The sequence below is a fragment of the Helicobacter pylori genome, assembly GCF_009689985.1.
Lineage (GTDB): Bacteria > Campylobacterota > Campylobacteria > Campylobacterales > Helicobacteraceae > Helicobacter > Helicobacter pylori_CG.
In genome coordinates this window covers 33,585-52,150 of the sequence record NZ_QBAW01000003.1, presented here as the reverse complement: position 1 = coordinate 52,150, position 18,566 = coordinate 33,585, and the positions used below count along the sequence as shown (strand labels likewise).

Below are 18,566 nucleotides of genomic sequence, written 5' to 3'. Positions count from 1 at the left end.
ACATTCGTATCTAGTGCAGGAAGTGCACAAAGTTACGCCTTTGGAGATATAATGTGTGAGACCTGTAGGGAATGCGTTGGAGCTCAAACTCTGTAAAATCCCTACTATAGGGACACAGAGTGAGAACCAAACTCTCCCTACGGGCAACATCAGCCGAGGAAGCCCAATCGCTTTAGCGGTTGGGTGCTTCACGAGAGAATAAAAATAGCCTATTGGTGGTCGTTATCAATAAGATAAGATCCTTATGATATAAGGAGATCGTGCCGTTTTTAATTGATATTGTATAATGGATAGCATCAAAAAATATAACAACGAGTATGACCACATGAAAGGGTTCAAAATATGACTTATAGAAATGGCAAAATAGATTTAAGGGAACGCTTTAGTAAAAACCGCTCTTTTAAGGGTATTAAAAAGAAAATCGCTAAAAAATACACAATCAAAAACTCGCCTTTGACAATTTACTCCTTAAAAACGCATTCAAATTCTTCTCTATCCATTAATAAAAAAATCTTCTTAGGGCTAGGGTTCGTTTCGGCTTTGAGCGCTCAAAGTGAAGATTATAATAGTTCGGTGTATTGGCTCAATAGCGTGAATGAAAACAATAACAACAAATCCTACTATATCAGCCCTTTGCGCACTTGGGCTGGGGGGAATAGGAGTTTTACGCAAAACTATAATAATAGTAAGTTATACATAGGGACAAAAAACGCTTCCGCAACGCCTAATAATTCTTCTGTGTGGTTTGGGGAAAAGGGCTATATAGGTTTTATTACAGGGGTTTTTAAGGCTAGAGATATTTTTATCACAGGAGCTGTTGGATCGGGTAATGAGTTAAAAACCGGCGGAGGGGCGATACTTGTTTTTGAAAGCTCAAACGAATTAAGCGCTAATGGGGCTTATTTTCAAAATAACAGAGCCGGGATGCAAACTTCTTGGATCAATTTGATTTCCAATCATAGCGTGAATTTGACAAACACGGATTTTGGCAACCAAACCCCTAATGGGGGCTTTAATGTGATGGGGCGAAAGATCACTTATAATGGCGGGATCGTCAATGGCGGGAATTTTGGCTTTGATAATGTGGATAGCAATGGCACAACCACCATTAGCGGGGTAACTTTCAACAATAACGGCGCGCTCACTTATAAGGGTGGGAATGGTATCGGGGGGAGCATCACCTTTACTAACTCTAATATCAATCATTATAAACTCAATCTTAACGCCAATAGCGTTACCTTTAATAACAGCGCTCTAGGGAGCATGCCTAATGGCAACACTAATACTATAGGAAATGCCTACATTCTTAATGCAAGCAATATCACTTTTAACAATTTGACCTTTAATGGGGGTTGGTTCGTTTTTGATAGATCTAATGCTAGCGTTCATTTTCAAGGCACAACCACGATCAACAACCCCACTTCGCCCTTTGTCAATATGAGCGCTAAAGTTACCATTAATCCTAATGCGGTTTTTAATATTCAAAATTACACGCCCAGCATAGGGAGCGCTTACACGCTCTTTAGCATGAAAAATGGCTCTATCGCTTACAATGATGTCAGCAACTTATGGAATATCATCAGGCTTAAAAACACGCAAGCCACAAAAGACAACAGCAAAAACGCCACTTCTAATAACAACACCCACACTTACTATGTAACCTACAATTTAGGCGGCACGCTCTATAATTTTAGACAAATTTTTAGCCCTAATTCTATTGTTTTACAATCTGTCTATTATGGTGCGAATAATATTTACTACACCAATAGCGTGAATATTTATGATAATGTCTTTAACTTAAAAAATATTAATGATGATAGAGCTGATGCGATTTTTTATCTTAACGGCTTAAACACTTGGAATTACACTAATGCGAGATTTTCTCAAACCTATGGCGGGAAAAACAGTGCTTTAGTCTTTAACGCTACGACCCCTTGGGCTAATGGCAGCATCCCTAAATCTAACAGCACGGTGCGTTTTGGGGGGTATCAAGGGGTTAATTGGGGGAAAACGGGATATATTACTGGCACTTTTACGGCCGATAGGGTTTATATCACCGGTAACATGATGTCTGGGAATGGCGCTCAAACCGGTGGGGGAGCGACTTTGAATTTTGTGGGCGCGACTGAAATTAATATCGCTGGAGCTGATTTTAAAAACCTAAAAACCACTTCACAAAACTCTTACATGACTTTTATCGCTTTAGGGAATGGCTCTGGGAGTGGTAAGATCAATGTTTCTCAGTCTGATTTTTACGATTGGACGGGTGGGGGGTATGATTTTACCGGTAATGGTGCTTTTGATAGTGTGAATTTCAACAAGGCTTATTATAAATTTCAAGGCGCTGAAAATTCTTACACCTTTAAAAACACGAACTTTTTAGCAGGGAATTTTAAGTTTCAAGGCAAGACCACCATTGAAAAATCCGTTTTAGATGACGCTTCTTATTCTTTTGATGGCGTGAATAACGCCTTTAATGAAGACAAATTTAATGGCGGTTCGTTTAATTTCAACCACGCAGAGCAAACAAATGCTTTTAATAACAATTCGTTTAATAATGGTTCGTTTAGTTTTGACGCTAAGCAAGTGGATTTTAATCATAACTCGTTCAATGGGGGCGTGTTTAATTTCAACAATACCCCTAAAGTCAGTTTTACTGATGATGCTTTCAATGTGAATAATCAATTCAAAATAAATGGCGCTCAAACAGCTTTTACTTTCAATAAGGGCGTTGTTTTCAACATGCAAGGGCTTTTGAGCAGTTTAAGCGTGGGCACGACTTATCAATTGCTTAACGCTAAAAGCGTGGATTATAAGGATAATAATAACGCTTTGTATCAAATGTTGCGCTGGATTAGTGGGGAAAACCCTAGCGGCACGCTAGTAAATAAGGATCAATCCGTGCCAAGCAGCGCTAAAATTTATAATATCCATTTCACCGATAACGGCTTGACTTACTACATCAAAGAAAATTTTAATAATGGGATCACGCTCACTCGTTTATGCACTCTAGGCTATACGCATTGCGTGAGTATCCACAATGATGTATTCCATCTTAAAAATATCAATAATAACGTCAGTAACACCGTGTTCTATCTCAACGGCATGACGACTTGGAAGAATGCTGGCACAGGCGTTTTCACGCAAGATTATAGCGGCGCTAACAGCGTTTTAGTGTTCAATCAGACCACCCCTTTTCTTGATGGGGCGAATCCCGCTTCTAATAGCGTGGTGAGTTTTGGGAAAACTTCAGGGGCTGAATGGGGGCTAGTGGGCTATATTCAAGGCGTTTTTAAAGCCAATCAAATTGATATTACCGGCACGATTCGCTCTGGTAATGGCGCTCAAACCGGTGGGGGCGCGACTTTAGTGTTTAACGCTCAAGAGCGTTTGAATATCGCTAACGCTAATTTGAATAACGATAAAGCCGGTTTGCAAAATTCATGGATGAATTTCATTGTCAATAATGGTAATTTGAATGCAACAAACGCCAATTTTAGCAACCAAACCCCGCATGGAGGCTTTAACCTTAAGGCCAATAACATTACTTGGGATAAAGGCTCTGTGAATGGAGGGGGGAATTTTGGTGTGGATAACGCTAGTGCTAACGGGAAGGCAGTGATTAAAAATGTGGCCTTCAATGATAACGGCACCTTGATTTATAAAGGGGGTGAAAACAGCACTGGAAATTCTTTAACCCTAGAAAACAACACCTTCAATTCCTATAATATCAATGCCAGAGTGCAAAACCTTATCTTCAACAACAACTCGTTTAATGGCGGTAGCTATTCGTTTAATGACACTAAAAACACCACTTTTAAAGGCACAAACACGCTCATCAACAGCGATCCTTTCAGCCGCCTTAAAGGATCAGTTTCTATTGAAAATGATAGTATTTTTAATATTGAAAGGAATTTGACCAATGAAACCACTTACACGCTTTTAAGTGGGGATAGCATCAAATACAATAACCAAGCTTTGGCGGATAATGCTTTTTCGCAAAATTTATGGAATTTGATCCATTATGGTGGCGAACGAGGGACTTTATTAAGGACGGAGAAAAACACTTATTTTGTGCAATTCACTCAAAGCAACGGCCAAAAATTTGTTTTTGAAGAAACTTTTAATTCGGGATCTATCACTTATAAATACCTTACGCTCCACTCTTCGTCTTTCCACACAGACGCTGATTCTAAGGATATTTGGAGTCAAGTGAGGAAGCAATTTGATTTTATTCCAGGAAAAACCCCTGTGTGTGTTGGCGTGTGCTACATCGCACCTTATAAAAATCAAGATCTTATCGGCTCTAGCGCTTTTGCATGGTCGCTGAACTTTGGGGCTACGGTGGTAGGGACTTTGCTTTTAGGGAGTGCGCAAGAAAAAGCCAATAACAATGGCGGATCTATCTGGTTTGGTAAGAATAATTTGCTGTATTTGCATGGCAATTTCAACGCGACTAATATCTTTTTAACGAATAACTTTAATGTTGGCAACCCTAACGCTGGCGGTGGGGCGACGATTAATTTTAACGCTGATAAAACCTTGAACGCTGACGGGTTGAATTATACGAATTTCCAAACCGTGGCTATGGGCTTACAAACTAGCGCGAGTCAGCATTCATGGGCGAATTTTAATTCCAGGTTTTCTATGGATATTAAAAACTCTAACTTTAGGGATTTCACATGGGGAGGCTTTAATTTTAATTCAGGGCGTATCACTTTTGAAAACACCACTTTTAGCGGCTGGACCAATATTAACGGAGCGACTGAAAGCGGTTCTTCGTATGTGAATATGGCTGCGAATACAGATTTGATATTCACTAATTCCATTTTAGGAGGGGGCATCCGCTATGATTTGAAAGCCAATAACATTATTTTCAATAACTCTCAAATGGTTATTGATGTGTCTAAAAATGTGAATCAGTCTTCATTGAATGGGAATGTTACTTTCAATAATTCCAGGCTTTCAGTCAAACCCAACGCTGCTATTAATATTGGGGATAGCCAAACCCAAACGACTTTAGAAAACGCTTCAAGCCTTTCTTTTTACAACAACAGCGTGGCGAATTTTAACGGCACAACCGCTTTTAACGGGGTGTCTTATTTGAATTTGAACCCTAACGCTCAATTAAGCTTCAATCAAGCAAATTTCAATAACGCTAATGTTACCTTTTATGGAATCCCTCTATTTGGTAAAACGCCTGATTTTGGCAATTCTGTGCGCCTTATCAATTTCAAAGGGAATACGAATTTTAATCAAGCCACACTCAATCTAAGGGCTAAAAATATCCATATCAATTTCCAAGGGGCTTCCACTTTTGAAAATAACTCTACGATGAATTTAGCTGAAAGTTCTCAAGCGAGCTTTAATGCACTTAGCGTAGAAGGGGAAACGGATTTCAACCTCAACGGATCAAGCTTGTTGAACTTCAATGGCGATAGCGTTTTTAACGCTCCTGTGAGTTTTTATGCTAATAATTCTCAAATTTCTTTCACTAAACTAGCGACCTTTAATGCAGACGCTTCATTTGATTTAGGTAACAACAGCACCCTAAATTTTCAAAGCGTTCTTTTAAATGGCACTCTAAACCTTTTAGGCAATGGAGGTAACGCTTTATCTATTAATGCAAGCGGGAATTTCAGCTTTGGATCTCAAGGCGTTTTGAATCTGTCTAATGTGAATTTGTTTGATGCAAAAAACAAGCCCTTAGTTTATAATATTTTACAAGCTCAAAACATTCAGGGTTTAATGGGGAATAACGGCTATGAAAAGATCCGTTTTTATGGCATACAGATTGACAAAGCTAATTACTCGTTCAATAACGGCGTTCATTCTTGGAGTTTCACTAACCCGCTCAATACGACTGAAACGATTACAGAAACCTTGCATAACAACCGCCTGAAAATCCAAATCTCTCAAAACGGCGTTTCTAATAATACGGCATTTAATCTCGCTCCTAGCTTGTATGATTACCAAAAAAACCCTTATGATGAAAGCTCTAATTCCTATAATCACACAAGCGATAAAGCCGGCACTTATTATTTGAGTAGCAATATCAAAGGCTTTGGTAAGAATAATGAGATACCCGGGACTTATAACGCGCAAAACCAACCCTTACAAGCCTTACACATTTATAATCAGGCTATCACTAAGCAAGATTTGAATATGATCGCTAGTTTGGGTAAGGAGTTTTTGCCTAAAATAGCCAATCTTTTATCTTCAGGGGCTTTAGACAATCTCAATCTCAATAGCCCGGATAGCTTTGAAACGATTTTTAGTATCTTAAAAGAATATGGCATTGCTTTAAACCAAGCAAATTGGAAGAGTTTATTGAAGATCATCAATAATTTTTCTAACACAACTAATTATGATTTCTCTCAAGGCAATCTCGTTGTAGGGGCGATCAAAGAAGGGCAAACGAACACTAATAGCGTGGTGTGGTTTGGAGGCGATGGCTATAAAAATCCATGTGCGGTTGGGGATAACACTTGCCAGATGTTCAGACAGACTAATTTGGGGCAATTGCTTAATTCTAGCGCGCCTTATTTAGGCTATATTAACGCTAATTTTAAGGCTAAAAACATTTACATTACCGGGACAATCGGCAGCGGGAACGCTTGGGGGAGTGGAGGGAGCGCGAATGTGTCTTTTGAAAGCACGACGAATTTAGTGCTTAATCAAGCCAATATTGACGCTCAAGGGACTGATAAAATCTTTTCTTATCTAGGGCAAGGTGGCATTGAAAAGCTTTTTGGAGAAAAAGGTTTAGGGAATGCGCTTTCTAATATTGTTTATGAAGAAAGCTTGAATAATAACGCTATCCCTAAAGATTTAGCCAACATGATCCCTAAAGATTTTGGATCTAAGACTTTAAGCTCTTTGCTTAGCCCTACTGAAGTGAATAACCTCTTAGGCGTGAGTGCTTTTAAAAACGCAATCATGGAAATTTTAAATTCTAAAACGGTGGGCGATGTTTTTGGTGAAAACGGGCTTTTAAACGCGTTAGATCCTGTAAAAAGAAAAGAAATCGATCAAATGCTTTTAGAGCAAATCCAAGCCCATTCTTCAGGGTTTGAAAAATTCATCGTTAAAACTTTAGGGATTGAAAATGTAGAGAATTTCATCAATAACTGGTATGGCAAGCAAAGCTTGAGCGCTTTTGCGAATAATTTTGTGCCTGGAGGCTTGAATCAAGCTCTTGATAAAATAGGTTCTAGTGCTGATTCTAAAGAATTGCAAGGTTTTTTGAACAAAACGACTTTTGGGGATATTCTCAATCAAATGATCAATCAAGCCCCCTTAGTCAATAAGCTCATTTCTTGGCTCGGCCCGCAGGATTTGAGCGTGTTAGTCAATATCGCTCTAAATAGCATCACTAACCCCAGTGAAGAGCTAACTAACACCATTTCTAGCATAGGCGAAAAAGCGTTAAATGACTTATTAGGCGAAGGCGTAGTGAATAAAATCATGAGCAATCAAGTCCTAGGGCAAATGATTAATAAAATCATCGCTGATAAGGGCTTAGGGGGTGTTTATCATCAAGGTTTGGGCTCCATACTGCCTAAATCCTTACAAGATGAGTTAAAACAATTGGGTTTTGGATCTTTACTAGGCTCTAGGGGATTGCACAATCTTTGGCAAAAAGGGAATTTCAATTTTGTGGCTAAAGATTATTTATTTACTAATAACAGCTCGTTTAGTAACGCTACAGGGGGGGAATTGAATTTTGTGGCGGGCAAGTCCATTATCTTTAATGGGAAAAACACGATTAATTTCACGCAATATCAGGGCAGGCTTTCTTTTGTATCTAAAGATTTTTCTAATATTTCATTAGATACCTTAAACGCTACCAATGGTTTAATTCTTAACGCGCCACGAAACGATATTAGCGTTCAAAAAGGTCAAATTTGCGTGAATGTTTTAAATTGCATGGGCGAGAAAAAAACCAATCTTTCAAACACAAGCACTTCAACCGATGAAACTTTAGAAGTGAATGCGAATAATTTCGCTTTCTTAGGTTCAATTAGAGCGAATGGATTAGTGGATTTTTCAAAAGTCTTACAAAATACCACGATCGGGACTTTGGATTTAGGGCCAAACGCTACTTTTAAAGCGAATAATTTGATCGTGAATAACGCTTTTAACAATAACTCTAATTATAGGGCTGACATTAGCGGTAATCTCAATGTGGTTAAAGGAGCGGCTCTCAGCACGAATGAAAATGGTTTGAATGTGGGGGGGAATTTTAAGAGCGAAGGGCCATTGACTTTCAACCTCAAGCGCCCGACTGATAAAACGATACTGAGCGTGACTGGTGCTTCTACGATCATGTCTTATAACAATCAAGCTTTGATCCATTTTAATACTCAAAAGCAAGGCGCTTACACGCTTATCAACGCTAAACGCATGGTTTATGGCTATGATAATCAAACGATTCTTGGAGGGAGCTTGAGCGATTACCTCAAGCTTTACACCCTCATTGACTTTAACGGCAAACGCATGCAGTTAAAGGGCGATTTACTAAGCTATGACAACCAACCGGTCAATATTAAAGATGGGGGTCTTGTGGTGAGCTTTAAAGACAATCAAGGGCAAATGGTGTATTCATCTATCCTTTATGATAAAGTTCAAGTTACCGTCTCGGATAAACCCATGGATATTCATGCCCCTAGTTTGGAGTATTACATTAAATACATTCAAGGCAGTGCTGGTTTGAATGCGATCAAATCCGCGGGCAATAATTCCATTCTGTGGCTGAATGAGCTTTTTGTGGCTAAGGGGGGTAATCCCTTGTTCGCTCCTTATTATTTGCAAGACAATCCCACTGAACACATTGTTACTTTAATGAAAGATATTACCAGCACTTTAGGCATGCTTTCTAAACCCAATCTTAAAAACAATTCCACCGATGCTTTACAGCTCAACACTTACACGCAACAAATGAGCCGTTTAGCCAAGCTTTCTAATTTCGCTTCCTTTGATTCAACGGATTTTAGCGAACGCTTGAGCAGCCTTAAAAACCAAAGATTTGCTGATGCGATCCCTAATGCGATGGATGTGATTTTAAAATACTCTCAAAGGGATAAACTAAAAAACAACCTTTGGGCGACCGGCGTTGGGGGCGTGAGCTTTGTGGAAAATGGCACAGGAACGCTCTATGGTGTCAATGTGGGCTATGACAGATTCATTAAGGGTGTGATTGTTGGAGGGTATGCGGCTTATGGGTATAGTGGTTTTTATGAACGCATCACTAATTCTAAATCCGATAATGTGGATGTGGGCTTGTATGCGAGAGCTTTCATTAAAAAGAGCGAGCTGACTTTTAGCGTCAATGAAACTTGGGGGGCTAATAAAAACCAAATCAGCTCCAACGACACTCTGCTTTCTATGATCAATCAGTCCTATAAATACAGCACATGGACAACGAACGCGAAAGTTAATTACGGGTATGATTTTATTTTTAAAAACAAAAGCATCATTTTAAAACCTCAAATTGGTTTAAGGTATTACTATATTGGCATGACCGGTTTAGATGGAGTGATGAATAACGCACTCTATAACCAGTTTAAAGCTAATGCGGATCCGTCTAAAAAATCCGTTTTAACGATTGATCTTGCTTTGGAGAACCGCCATTATTTCAACACAAACTCTTATTTTTATGCGATTGGCGGCGTTGGTAGAGACTTATTAGTTAATTCTATGGGGGATAAATTGGTGCGTTTCATTGGTAACAACACTTTGAGCTATAGGAAAGGCGAGCTTTATAACACTTTTGCGAGCATCACTACAGGCGGGGAAGTGAGGTTGTTTAAAAGCTTTTATGCGAATGCTGGGGTGGGTGCTAGGTTTGGATTGGATTATAAAATGATCAACATTACCGGGAATATTGGAATGCGTTTAGCGTTTTAAGGGGTTGGGGCTTACCCCTTTTTTGAGCCATTAAACAATTGATAAATGGTGGGATTAAGGATTTAACGCATGCGTTCTTTTGGTGTTAGTAACATGCGATTAGCACTTAGTAAAAATAAAATAATGCCACCAATAATGAAAAATGTTGAAGTTGCTAAAACCAGTATAGTATCAATCCCTTGAAAAGCTTTGATTAGAAGTTGATTAAGGTAGTAAAAAATAGATGTTTTGATAAATAATTGACCAATATTAGGTAGGTATTCTAAAGGAACAAAAACATTACAAGACATTAGCGCATAGAGATTGATGATGTTACAAAATCCTAAGATGCTTTGTTCGTTTTGAAAAATTCTAGCTACAAAAATTGCCAAGCAAAAACAAAACAATGCGCTTGAAAAAACACTAACAAACCCCAAAATAAGCGCTTTAAAATTAAGAATAGTGATGATATTGAGCGCATAAAAAGAGAGAACAATAAAGATAAAAGCATATAGGATTACAACGATTAATCTTGAAGCAATGAGCGCGAGAGTTATTTGTTTAAAAGTTGCTGGTGATAGCATGTAGAACAAGAATATATTATGCGATTCTCAAGCTTGTTATAGCTTGAGTGAGACCAAAGATCGCACTAGAAATAATAAGGAGTCCCATTAGACCTATAATATTATTAAAGTAAAAAATTTCAGTGGTATTTTTTGAAAAAACAAAAATCAGTAATAGGAGCATTAAAACAGGATAAATAAAGGTCCAAAATAGCGTGCTTGTATTGGTGAGATAAGATTTGATTTCAAGTTTTAGGATAGATAGAATTGCTCCCACTAAATATCCTTTAGTAATGCTAATAAGTCTTTTGTGGTTGGTTTTTCTTTAAAGTTAAAAGTTTTAGCTACAGATTTTAATATAGAATTTAAAGGTTTGTATTGAGCAATGTTGCCATTCTTAAGGAGCAATACCCATTCGCAACTATCTAAGACAATAGGATCATGAGTGGCGATGATACTTGTAAGTTGTTGGGTGTTGCGCAAGCTTATGAGATTTGATAGTCTTATAAGAGCGTTTTGCTCTAAACTGGTTTCTGGTTCATCCATAATAATTAATTGGGGGTGGTGGCTAAGAGCTAAGTCAATTTTTAAGCGCTGTTTTTGTCCATCGCTTAGGTGTTCGTAGGTTTTATTCAAAAGATTTTTTTCAAATAGATTTGGAGTGCAGTTTTTGTGAAAAAATTGATAGAATTTAAAAAGGTCGTTTGCGTTTAATCCAGGTGGATAGTTGAATAGGTTAGAGACAACTCCCAATTGCTTGCGTTGTGGTATAACATTGTCGTGGTATGGAATATTATTGTTTTGTGCTTTAAAATTATAGTCTGATCTAATGCCTAGAATAGTGTTGATAAGCGTTGATTTTCCAGCACCATTTGTGCCAATAATGGCTGTACTAGTATGACTTTTAAATGAAAAATCTTGTATATTTAAAGCGTTTTTAAACATGGTTTTTGGGTGTATGCTGATGTTAGAAATCATAAAATCCCCTTAAATAGAAATGATTTAAAATCCCATTTAGGGTTATTATATTCAAATAATGGTCTTATTTAGCGTAGTGTTACTAAAAAATTAACTGATCTTTGTTAAAACAAACTAAAAGCGTTACTGATAGACACGATTCAAACGAGTGAAACGATTTTAAAAAGCACTCAAACTCTCAAAAATAGACAAAGCCAAGGCTTTGAATAAAAAGATCAATAACCTTAAAAAACCAAAGGAACGGACTCCTTGATTTTCCATTCTCAAAACCCTAAATACCCTCTTATTTTTTTGTCCGTTATTGGTTTATGGGTGTTTTAACATATAAAATTCCAACGCTTTTTCAAAGAGAAGCGAGCGGTTAGGAAAACCTTTCTCTTTCATGTATTCATCCACTTTAGCCATAAAACTGGGCGAAAGTAAAACGCTGTGATTGATTCTTCGCTCTTTGCTTGTTTTTTCTTCGTATTCTATCTCTTCTATTTCAGCTAACAAACTGGGCGAGGGCGAAATGTTAAAACTACTCTTCCGTTCGCTGCTCACTTTTATTTCTGCTTCTAGCTCGGCTAATTCTGTTAGCAATTTTTTGCGTTTGGCTTGTAAAGCCTGAATGGTTGTGTGCGCTTTATGGTGTTCCATTATTGCTCCTTAAAGTATCTTTATTTTTCGCATTCTACTATAAAATAGGATCTTGTGAGTAAATTCATTAAGAATGAAAATTGGAATTTTTCTTTAGAATTTAATCAAATTCTTCTTTAAGGTGTTTTAACAATTCTTCTTCATTCAAAACGCTCACGCCATGTTTTTGTGCTAGAGCGAGTTTTGAGCCGGCGTTTTCTCCAACGATTAAAAAATCGGTTTTAGCGCTCACGCTTGAAGAAATTTTTGCCCCTAAATTTTCTAACATTTGAGCGTATTCTTGCCGTGGTTTAGAAAGCGTGCCGGTTAAAACAATCGTTTTATGACTGAAAACAGAAGAGCTTTCTTGCTTTTCTTTGGTCATATCGCTGTTTTTAGGGTTCAACAAATCAAATAACGATCGGATAAATTCCTGATTGCTCGCATAAAAATTGACTAAAGAGCGCGCCATTTCCACCCCAAAGCCTTCCATTTCTAAAAACTCAGCTTCGCTTTTTTCTAACACATTTAAGCCGTATTTAGCCAGCGTTTTACTCGCTCCCTTACCAATATGCTCAATCCCTAAAGCGTTAATCAAACGCCATAAAGGAGGGTTTTTGCTTTTTAAAATAGCGTCCAATAGATTTTGAGCTTTTTTGATTTTAAATTTGTCTAGCCGCATTAAATCTTCTAATTTTAAAGCATACAAATCCAGGGCGTTAAAAATGAGCTTTTCTTCAAAAAGTTGCTCTATGACTTTATCGCCCAATCCTTGAATGTTTAAAGCGTCTTTAGAAGCGAAATGAATCAAGCTTTCTTTCAACCTTGCCGGGCAGTTGAGGTTTTGACAATAAGTAAAAATCTCTTCGCATAAAAGTTCATGCGAACATATAGGGCAAACTTTGGGGCGTTCAATTTTATGTTGCGAGCCGTCCCTATAAGATTCTAAAGGTTTGATGATTTTAGGGATCACATCGCCGCTTCTAATGACAACAACCCTATCATTGAGCATGATATTCTTTTTTTCAATTTCAGAATAATTGTGCAAGGTCGCTTTAGTAACCATAGCCCCAGCGATTTCTACAGGCTCTAAGAGAGCGACCGGTGTGATTGCCCCGCTGCGCCCCACTTGGTTAATAACTCCTACAATTTTGGTGTGTTTTTCTAGAGCCGGGAATTTATAAGCGCAAGCGAATTTGGGGGATTTTTGCGTGTAGCCTAGCTCCTTTTGAATATCCAATTCATTCACAACGATCACCATGCCGTCTAAAAGGGCAAAAAAGCCCTCCCTTTCTCTAATCAAGGTGTGGTAACTTTCTTCTATTTCTTGGTGGTTTTTGTTTAGGCTTAAGTGTTGAATGGCGCTAAAACCTAACGAGACGATAAAATCCAAACACTCCTTAAAGCTCAGGAAATCTAAAGAATGCTTGCCCACGCCCCAAGGAATGAATTGCAATTTACGCTTTTTAGTGATTTCGCTATCAAGCTGTCTCAAACTCCCTGATGCGGCATTTCTAGGGCTAGCGAATAGGGGTTCATTAGCGTCTAGGCGTTCTTTGTTTAAAGCGTCAAAATCCTCTTTAGAAATGATCACTTCGCCCCTGATTTCTATTTCTCCATTATAAGCGATAGAATGGGGGATATTAGCGATGTGTTTAGCGTTGTGAGTAACAAGCTCTCCTTCTAAGCCATTACCCCTAGTGGTCGCACTCACTAGCTTGCCATGTTGATACAAAAGATTGAGCGAAACCCCATCAAGTTTGGGCGAGCACACGAACGAAGCGCTAGGATAGGCTTTTAAAATGCGTTGCAACCACGCTTGCAATTCGTTTTGATTGAACACATCATCTAAACTCCACATCCGCATTAAATGGGGGTTTTTATTGAACGAATTGGTGGTAATAGCCCCCACTTTTTGGGTAGGGGAATTGGCTTGAATGTGGCTAGGGTTTTTTTCTTCATAAGCTTTTAATTCTTGGTAAAGTTCATCATAGATCGCATCGCTTACGATTGACTCATCAAGGTTGTAATAATGGTGCGATAGGGTGTTTAAATATTCAATTCTTTCTAAATATTCTTTTTGGCTTTTTATCATAGTTTCTAAAAACCTTTTAAACTAAATTAGGGTAGTATTATAACATTTAATCTTTGATAGGGCTTTAGGGGAAAATAGGTGGTAAGAGATATTGACAAAACGACTTCATTGCACTTAAACAACGAAGCGCAATTTCTATGCTTTAGATTAGATGCAGAAAAAGACGCCCAACTTTATGGCATGAATATTTTTAAGATCCGAGAAATTATCCATTATGATGGGGAGGTTACAGAGATTCTTGGGGGGAGCGATGGCATGATGCTCGGGTTTCTTAGCGTTAGGGGTGAATCCATTCCTTTAGTGGATGTGAAAAGGTGGTTGCATTATAACGCTAGTGATCTGAGTCGCAATTTAAAAGAATACAGCGTTAAAGATGAGCATAATTTGGTGATTGTGTGCCATTTTTCTAACCATTCCATCGCTCTAAAGGTTTTAAAAATTGAAAGGATCATTCATAAAAATTGGACTGAGATTAGCGCTGGGGACAAACAAGGCATTAATGAAGAGGGTAAGATTAGCACTATCACTCGTTTTGATAAAGAACGAGTGGTGCAGATTCTAGATGTGGAAAAGATGATTAGCGATGTTTTCCCTAGCTTGAAGGATTTAGACGATTTGACTTTGCGTTGCATAGAAGCCATTCAAAGCCAAAAACTCATTTTAATCGCTGAAGATTCCTTGAGCGCTCTTAAAACCCTAGAAAAAATCGTTCAAACTTTAGAATTGCGTTATTTAGCCTTTCCAAATGGGAGAGAATTGTTGGATTATTTGTATGAAAAAGAACATTACCAACAGGTCGGCGTGGTCATTACGGATTTAGAAATGCCTGTTATTTCAGGGTTTGAAGTGTTAAAAACCATTAAAGCTGATAGCAGGACTGAGCATCTTCCTGTGATTATCAATTCGTCCATGAGCAGCGATTCTAACCGCCAATTAGCCCAATCTTTAGAAGCGGATGGTTTTGTGGTAAAATCTAACATTCTTGAAATCCATGAAATGCTTAAAAAAACGCTTTCATAAATTTAATTTTTGTTTTAATTTAAAGGGATAAAACATGCGAAGTCATTTCTGTGCAGAAATTAGTGAAAAAGATGTGGGTAAAACCATCAAAGTGGCCGGATGGTGTAACACTTATAGAGACCATGGAGGCGTGGTTTTTATTGATTTAAGGGATAAAAGCGGTTTAGTGCAATTAGTCTGTGATCCTAGCTCTAAGGCTTATGAAAGGGCTTTAGAAGTTAGGAGTGAATTTGTGCTAGTGGCTAAAGGAAAAGCGCGTTTAAGAGGGCCCGGGTTAGAAAACCCTAAACTAAAGACCGGTAAAATTGAAATTGTTTTAGAAGAGTTAGTCATTGAAAATAAAAGCGCTACCCCACCGATTGAAATTGGCAATAAAAATGTGAATGAAGATTTGCGCTTGAAATACCGCTATTTGGATTTGCGCTCTTTGAATGCTTATGAAATCTTTAAATTGCGCAGCGAAGTGGCTTTAATCGCTCGTAACGCTTTAGCCCAAAAGGGCTTTTTAGAGATTGAAACCCCCATTTTGTCTAAAACCACGCCTGAGGGGGCTAGGGATTATTTAGTGCCAAGCAGGGTGCATGAGGGCGAATTTTTCGCACTTCCCCAAAGCCCGCAATTATTCAAACAGCTTTTAATGGTGGGGGGAATGGATAGGTATTTTCAAATCGCTCGTTGCTTTAGAGATGAAGATTTGAGAGCGGACAGGCAGCCGGAATTCACGCAGATTGATGCGGAAATGAGTTTTTGTGATGAAAATGATGTGATGGGCGTGGTGGAAGATTTGTTGCAAGAGATTTTTAAAGCGATTGGGCATACTATTTCTAAACCTTTTAAACGCATGCCTTATAAGGAAGCGATGGAAAATTACGGGAGCGATAAGCCGGATTTACGCTTTGAATTGCCTTTAATAGAAGTGGGGGATTGTTTTATGGACAGCTCAAACGCTATTTTTTCTAATATCGCAAAAGATCCTAAAAACCAACGCATTAAAGCTTTGAACGTTAAGGGGGCTGATGCGCTTTTTAGCCGCAGCGTTTTAAAAGAATTAGAAGAATTTGTGTGCCAATTTGGGGCTAAAGGCTTAGCGTATTTGCAGATTAAAGAAGATGAAATTAAAGGGCCTTTAGTTAAATTTTTGAGCGAAAAGGGGCTTAAGAATATTTTAGAAAGGACTGATGCGCAAGTTGGGGATATTGTCTTTTTTGGAGCCGGGGATAAAAAAATCGTGTTAGATTACATGGGGCGCTTGCGCTTGAAGGTGGCTGAAACGCTTGATTTGATTGATAAAGACGCTTTGAATTTCTTATGGGTGGTCAATTTCCCCATGTTTGAAAAAACCGAAAACGGCTATCACGCCGCGCACCACCCTTTTACGATGCCTAAAAATATAGAATGCGAAGACATAGAAGAGATTGAAGCGCATGCGTATGATGTGGTGCTTAATGGTGTGGAGCTTGGTGGAGGGAGCATAAGGATCCATAAAGAAGAAATGCAAAAAAAAGTCTTTGAAAAAATCAATATCAACGAAGAGGAAGCGCAAAAGAAATTTGGCTTTTTACTAGAAGCGCTAAAATTTGGCGCTCCTCCTCATGGGGGCTTTGCGATAGGTTTTGATCGTTTGATCATGCTCATGACTAAATCTCATAGCATTAGAGATGTGATCGCTTTCCCTAAAACGCAAAAAGCTTCATGCTTATTGACGAACGCTCCTAGCCCCATTAATGAAGAGCAACTAAGAGAATTACACATTCGCTTGAGAAAATAATTTAAAAGGATATGATATGAAACAACTATTTTTGATTATTGGAGCCCCAGGGAGTGGTAAAACCACTGATGCAGAGCTTATCGCTAAGAATAACAGCGAAAAAATCGCTCATTTTTCTACTGGGGATTTACTCAGGGCTGAGAGCGCTAAAAAGAGCGAACGAGGTTTATTGATTGAAAAATTCACTTCTCAAGGCGAATTAGTGCCTTTAGAGATTGTGGTAGAAACGATCCTTTCAGCGATTAAAAGTTCTAGCAAAGGGATCATTTTAATTGATGGTTATCCCAGGAGCGTGGAACAAATGCAAGCTTTGGATAAGGAATTGAACGCTCAAAACGAAGTGATCTTAAAAAGCGTGATTGAAGTAGAAGTGAGTGAAAACACCGCTAAAGAAAGGGTTTTAGGGCGCTCTAGGGGGGCTGATGATAATGAAAAGGTGTTTCATAACCGCATGCGGGTGTTTTTAGACCCGTTGGTTGAAATCCAAAACTTCTACAAGGCTAAGCGTTTGCATAAAATCATCAATGGCGAAAGAAGCATTGAAGAAATCGTGAATGAAATGCAAGAATATATTTTGTCTTTTGGGAATTAAATGCGACTAAAGAATGAGCTGTGATCTCTGTTTATATCATTTCTTTAAAAGAAAGTCAAAGGCGTTTGGATACTGAAAAACTCGTTTTAGAATCCAATGAAAAATTTAAAGGCCATTGTGTTTTTCAAATCTTTGACGCTATTAGCCCCAAACATCAAGATTTTGAAAAATTACTTCAAGAGCTTTATGACGCCCCAAGTTTATTGCAATCTGATTGGTATCATTCTTATGTGGGCGCTGGTTTGACTTTTCCTGAATTAGGGTGCTATTTAAGCCATTATCTTTTGTGGAAAGAATGCGTCAAAACAAACCAACCGGTCGTTATTTTAGAAGATGATGTAACGCTAGAATCTAATTTCATGCAAGCCTTAGAAGATTGCTTGAAAAGCCCTTTTGATTTTGTGAGACTCTATGGGTGCTATTGGTATTACCACGAGACAAAATTCCATGTTTTACCCAAAGAATTTGTATTTCCTCCCTTTGATTATCCTTTTAAAAATAACCCTATTTTAGAAAAATTTAAAAAATTTTTTGATGTTTCTAGATTTTTAAATCTTTCTACCCATAAAGTTATCCACTATATTCTCAAAAAAATACAAAAAAGCTATTACGCAACGCATGAAAAAGAAGCCTTTTTTTTAGAGCATTTTTACCTCACCAGCGTGTATGTGGCTTCTACAGCCGGTTATTATTTAACCCCTAAGGGCGCTAAAACTTTTATAGAAGCCACGGAGCGTTTTAAAATCATAGAGCCGGTGGATATGTTTATGGATAATTCTGCTTATCATGATATAGCGAATCTGACTTATGTGCCTTGCCCTGTTTCTTTAAGCGAGCATTCTTTAGACAGCACTATTCAAAAGCCCCAAAAAAAGAGCTTGAAATCTTACCCGTCTCCGCCTAAAAAATCAACTTTTAAGAATCTTTTCTACTATAGCCTTAACGCTAAAAAGCGTTTAAAAGCCTTTCACAAATACAGCAAACAATACGATCATTTAAAAACCCCTAAAGAGGTTTAAAAAGAATGAAAAAACTTTATGGTAG

The 18,566-nt window shown here is 38.1% G+C and carries 9 protein-coding genes and 1 pseudogene; 6 read left to right on the top strand and 4 right to left on the bottom strand.

What is annotated here, in order from left to right:
• The first annotated feature begins 76 nt into the window (after window positions 1-76).
• Complete coding sequence (locus DBU79_RS08000) at window positions 77-202, top strand: hypothetical protein (RefSeq protein WP_260621346.1); 126 nt, start codon at window positions 77-79, stop codon at window positions 200-202.
• 140 nt (window positions 203-342) lie between these two features.
• Window positions 343-9,909 (top strand): vacuolating cytotoxin domain-containing protein, encoded by a 9,567-nt coding sequence (locus DBU79_RS03180; protein ID WP_154411512.1) that lies wholly within the window; start codon window positions 343-345, stop codon window positions 9,907-9,909.
• Window positions 9,910-9,971: 62 nt separating this feature from the next.
• Here DBU79_RS03180 and DBU79_RS03175 read toward each other — a convergent pair.
• From DBU79_RS03175 to ligA, 4 genes and pseudogenes are all read right to left on the bottom strand, one after another.
• Window positions 9,972-10,728, bottom strand: a pseudogene (locus DBU79_RS03175) (ABC transporter permease).
• Window positions 10,728-11,429, bottom strand: coding sequence for an ATP-binding cassette domain-containing protein (locus DBU79_RS03170; RefSeq protein WP_000625014.1), 702 nt, complete (start codon window positions 11,427-11,429; stop codon window positions 10,728-10,730). The pseudogene DBU79_RS03175 and the gene DBU79_RS03170 overlap by 1 nt, the downstream one beginning before the upstream one ends.
• A gap of 306 nt (window positions 11,430-11,735) precedes the next feature.
• Window positions 11,736-12,068 (bottom strand): ribbon-helix-helix domain-containing protein, encoded by a 333-nt coding sequence (locus DBU79_RS03165; RefSeq protein WP_195834216.1) that lies wholly within the window; start codon window positions 12,066-12,068, stop codon window positions 11,736-11,738.
• A gap of 100 nt (window positions 12,069-12,168) precedes the next feature.
• A complete protein-coding gene (gene ligA / locus DBU79_RS03160; protein ID WP_154411510.1) occupies window positions 12,169-14,142 on the bottom strand; it encodes an NAD-dependent DNA ligase LigA in 1,974 nt (657 codons plus the stop codon).
• Between the two features lie 78 nt (window positions 14,143-14,220).
• Between ligA and DBU79_RS03155 the strand changes: the two genes are divergently transcribed.
• Genes DBU79_RS03155 through DBU79_RS03140 form a run of 4 tightly spaced genes read left to right on the top strand, consistent with a single transcriptional unit; the run spans window position 14,221 to window position 18,541 of the window.
• On the top strand, window positions 14,221-15,162 hold the full coding sequence (locus DBU79_RS03155) for a chemotaxis protein (protein ID WP_154411509.1): 942 nt from the start codon (window positions 14,221-14,223) through the stop codon (window positions 15,160-15,162).
• A 34-nt stretch (window positions 15,163-15,196) separates the two neighbouring features.
• Window positions 15,197-16,930: an aspartate--tRNA ligase gene (gene aspS / locus DBU79_RS03150; protein WP_154411508.1), complete on the top strand. Its 1,734-nt coding sequence runs from the start codon at window positions 15,197-15,199 to the stop codon at window positions 16,928-16,930.
• A 16-nt stretch (window positions 16,931-16,946) separates the two neighbouring features.
• Window positions 16,947-17,522: an adenylate kinase gene (locus tag DBU79_RS03145; RefSeq protein WP_134890106.1), complete on the top strand. Its 576-nt coding sequence runs from the start codon at window positions 16,947-16,949 to the stop codon at window positions 17,520-17,522.
• A 20-nt stretch (window positions 17,523-17,542) separates the two neighbouring features.
• Complete coding sequence (locus tag DBU79_RS03140) at window positions 17,543-18,541, top strand: glycosyltransferase family 25 protein (protein WP_154411507.1); 999 nt, start codon at window positions 17,543-17,545, stop codon at window positions 18,539-18,541.
• Window positions 18,542-18,566: the final 25 nt, after the last annotated feature.

Bases quoted from the DNA above. Each gene is read 5' to 3' on its own strand.
- aspS (WP_154411508.1), top strand. From the start codon at position 15,197: ATGCGAAGTCATTTCTGTGCAGAAATTAGTGAAAAAGATGTGGGTAAA.
- DBU79_RS03170 (WP_000625014.1), bottom strand. From the start codon at position 11,429: ATGATTTCTAACATCAGCATACACCCAAAAACCATGTTTAAAAACGCT.
- DBU79_RS03145 (WP_134890106.1), top strand. From the start codon at position 16,947: ATGAAACAACTATTTTTGATTATTGGAGCCCCAGGGAGTGGTAAAACC.
- ligA (WP_154411510.1), bottom strand. From the start codon at position 14,142: ATGATAAAAAGCCAAAAAGAATATTTAGAAAGAATTGAATATTTAAAC.
- DBU79_RS03180 (WP_154411512.1), top strand. From the start codon at position 343: ATGACTTATAGAAATGGCAAAATAGATTTAAGGGAACGCTTTAGTAAA.
- DBU79_RS03165 (WP_195834216.1), bottom strand. From the start codon at position 12,068: ATGGAACACCATAAAGCGCACACAACCATTCAGGCTTTACAAGCCAAA.